This is a genomic window from Brunnivagina elsteri CCALA 953 (assembly GCF_002289455.1).
Taxonomy (GTDB): domain Bacteria; phylum Cyanobacteriota; class Cyanobacteriia; order Cyanobacteriales; family Nostocaceae; genus Brunnivagina; species Brunnivagina elsteri.
Genome location: NZ_NTFS01000547.1, coordinates 1 through 3,544 on the forward strand (window position 1 = coordinate 1; position 3,544 = coordinate 3,544).

The 3,544-nt window shown below is 39.4% G+C and carries 3 protein-coding genes; 1 reads left to right on the forward strand and 2 read right to left on the reverse strand.

What is annotated here, in order from left to right; genetic code table 11:
- Positions 1-292: 292 nt before the first annotated feature.
- Positions 293-472, forward strand: a complete 180-nt coding sequence (locus tag CK510_RS28080; RefSeq protein ID WP_095724778.1) for a hypothetical protein — start codon at positions 293-295, stop codon at positions 470-472.
- A gap of 230 nt (positions 473-702) precedes the next feature.
- On the opposite strand, the gene CK510_RS28085 is transcribed toward CK510_RS28080, so the two are convergent.
- Positions 703-2,133 carry a carotenoid oxygenase family protein gene (locus CK510_RS28085; protein WP_095724779.1) on the reverse strand — a complete coding sequence of 477 codons (1,431 nt, stop codon included), beginning with the start codon at positions 2,131-2,133 and terminating at the stop codon, positions 703-705.
- A gap of 290 nt (positions 2,134-2,423) precedes the next feature.
- Complete coding sequence (locus tag CK510_RS28090) at positions 2,424-3,371, reverse strand: methyltransferase domain-containing protein (RefSeq protein ID WP_169927036.1); 948 nt, start codon at positions 3,369-3,371, stop codon at positions 2,424-2,426.
- Positions 3,372-3,544: the final 173 nt, after the last annotated feature.

A 3,544-nucleotide genomic window follows, 5' to 3' on the forward strand; every position in this document is an offset into this window, starting at 1 on the left:
GTCGCAAGACACTAGAAAAGATTGCTTAAAGTTACACCGTGGACTTTACTAGGTTTACCTAGATTTTTAGAAGCGGAACCGAAAGTTGTTTAAGTGGTTACGCAAAATTAAATATATATTGTCATTGCGAGTAATTACTCCGAAGGAGTACGCAAGGGTTTCAACGTTTCGGAATGTATAATTAATTTAGCACTACTACTTACCCACAATTTCACAAATATTTAAGTCCTTAACAGTATCCAGTTTGAATCATATTATTTTGCTAAAATAGTAAATAAAATGTGAGAAAAGAATGGTTAAGCCTAAAAATAATGTACATCGTGGACACCCAATAGAAAAAGTTGGTCACGGCAAAAGAACGGTATTCAAAACAATTATTAACGAAAAAGAATGTTCTACAGTAATTGAATCGGAGCTAAAAACGGCTATTGATGTTTGGATTGATGAAGGAATAGAGCCTCAGTTGCAGTAGATTTCAGGAGGTGTAGAAGACGAGATATAATATATCACGTCTCTCTGTATAAATCTTATTAAGTATAATTGGCACGTAAAGCCTGTTAGGATTGAGTTTAATGACTATTTCAGGCGTTTTCAAGATACCCTTTTTTCCTGACGTGCCGTTTTACTCAATAGCGTATAAATATAAAAATGTACCCTACTCTATCTCACAAAATTAAAGTCAGAGCCGAAATTAACCGATTGCTAACCCTGCCTCCAAGTACCGTGAAAACTGTGGGCAATCACACCAGGTAATTCGAGTTTGCATACAGGTTGTTCATCCAATTTATCTGCATCATAAATCCAAACTTGGCTAATATCTTCATTACCATCATAAACAACAGTAATTACCCAAGCTTGCAGGGGATTTTCCCTATCTTGGACATAAATTGGTTCCGATGGATAGCAATTTTCACCAACATTGGCAATTGTCAGAGTGTCGGTTTCGTAATCGTAACGTGCGATCGCATTCAACAATTCCCCTGTAATATTGCTTTGGGAGCGAAATGTGGATAGATATGTGTACCGGGATTCTTTGCCGACATTTTGCTGGGGTACAGTAGGAAATTCGCATTGGCGATCGCAGATTTTCTCAATTTTAATTACTTTAGCTGTTTGGGGATGAAGATAAACCCGTGACAAATGACTTTTTGCTAATGTACTGGTTTTACCTGTAGCAACTTCCCTTAAAAATTGATTGGTTTGAAAATCTTCATATCTAACCAGATCGACAATTACCGTACCACTCGCATCCACATAACCATTACTAAAATGCCATTGAAACCAAGGTTCAGTTTCGCTACGACTAACTAATTTTAATGTTTCTCGATCGATGACTAATATTTGTGTTCCCCTATTGGGTTGCCATTCAAAAGCATCGCAATAGCAACTTTTACCAGTCATTACAGATAAAAGATTTAAACGTAGGGGAGGGATAAAAAATAATAGATACTGCCCTGCGAAAACAAAATCATGGACTAGGGAAACACCATCGAGTTTATGGTAAGATTTTTGAATAATTTTACCGCTAGCAGTGCTTTTATAAATATGCAAAATTGCATTTAAACCGGGACTAATACCAAAATTAAAAATTTCCCCGGTTTCTGCATCCCGTTTATAATGTGCAGAATAAGACAACCCATCTGTCAATCCATTTAAATCATCTTCACCAAATGTTTCTAATGTTTGTAAATCCAAAGCATGGGGTTTACCACCTTCCCACAGTGCCAAAAGCTTATCGGGAAGTGCTAGAACCGAAGTATTCGCAGAATTTTTTGTCCCTTTAAACAACTTATTCAATATTGAACCCGGTGTTAAAGTACCGTAGTTACTATAAATAAGTTGATTTGCGATCGCTTCTTCTTTGTAACCCTTTGTTTGGACATAGCGATACACAGCACTTCCACCAGCATCGGTAAAATTTACTGCAAGTATTGCCCCATCACCATCAAACCAATGTCCCATCCGTATCCCATTACGTTCCATTCTCCCTGGACCATTCTGGTACAGCGTACCTCGCAAACCCTGGGGAATTTTTCCCTGTATGCTTGGTATTGGTGTGTAGGAAAATTCCTTTGCTGTTTGCAGAATTGGTTTTGACCATGCATTCTGAATTGGAGTAATGGCAGTTGTCATAAAAGTCTCGTTAGGATATGTGGAAATAGGAAACCCAGTATTTTTGAGTATAGTAAGTTTCTCGATTTTACCATTTTCAATAATCCAATCGGACTCAATACTGCTCGGTTAAGCATTAATTCAGAAACCTGGTTTCTTGCGAATCCCTTTGTAATCAGGTTTTGAATCAAATAGAAACGGGGTTTCGCGAACGAGAGAAACCTTATCCGAGCAGTATTGCAATCGGACTGCGATCGCAACCAAATTTTAATTTATTTTTACCTATATACTGTAGGGAAGAAGTTCATATTTTAATCAGAGGATACCCGTACAGCACGGAACATCCCAAAGCGGCACAAACCTGTACCGAAAGCTAACCGCATCAGTAGCAGAGTCGGTACTTCCCGCAAAGATTTAATGAAACCAGATGCACCAAAACGCACCAACCCACTTGGTCGAATTATTCCTTGCCAGATAGAATCGAACCAGGAAGGAAGTGTTTCCTGTGTCCAATCTGCTGTGATCGCTTCTCCCTTAACTAATTTTGTCCCTACCAAAAGCTCAGAAAAGCCTTCAATACTAGCAAAAGCAGGATGTGACCACTGATCGAGTAATTGTCGCATCACAGGTTTTTCCCAAAAATTCAGAGGGATTTCGCGATCGTCTCTTTGATTCCAATCAGCCACAACCAGCACTCCACCAGGCTTTAACACCCGCATCAATTCTTTGGCAAAAACCGCTTTATCTGGCATATGGGGACCAGCTTCAATCGACCAAACGACATCAAAACTGCCATCAGGGAAAGAAAGTGCCATCGCATCATCCACCTGAAACTGGGCGCTAACCCCTTCAGGAGTCAACTCAATCGCGCGTTTAACCTGTTGGGCACTGATGGTAATTCCTGTCACAGCAAACCCGTAATCACGAGCCAAAATGCGGCTACTACCCCCAATTCCACAGCCAACATCTAAAACAGTCGTACAGGGGGGTAATTTATCTAAGCCACCCCAACGCACCATTTCATGTACAAAATCAGATTTCGCAACGAGAAAATCCTTTTGTTGCGGTGGTGAGCCATAATGACCTAAGTGGATATGTTCACCCCAGTAAAACTCCAAAATACCGTCTTCCGTCCATTCATCGTAGAAATTAGCGACGGTGTTAGATGATTGGTAACGGCGAGATGTAAATAGATATATGACAATTCCTACTGTCAATAGTGCAGTGATAAATCCCAGGGCAGAAAACAACCAACTCATGGAAATCAAGCCTTAATATTATTTAACAATTTTATCTCATTATTGAGGCTGCAACGATACAGGGATAATCTGCAACTTTAATCTAAACCTCGTCTACGTTGAAAACCGTAGTTTTTCTTCATCTTCTTCAAGATGATTTTTTACCCACAAGCGATCGCTAATTTCAAACGGAT

Coding starts and splice junctions, on each gene's coding strand:
- CK510_RS28080 (WP_095724778.1), top strand. CDS start 293: ATGGTTAAGCCTAAAAATAATGTACATCGTGGACACCCAATAGAAAAA.
- CK510_RS28085 (WP_095724779.1), bottom strand. CDS start 2,133: ATGACAACTGCCATTACTCCAATTCAGAATGCATGGTCAAAACCAATT.
- CK510_RS28090 (WP_169927036.1), bottom strand. CDS start 3,371: ATGAGTTGGTTGTTTTCTGCCCTGGGATTTATCACTGCACTATTGACA.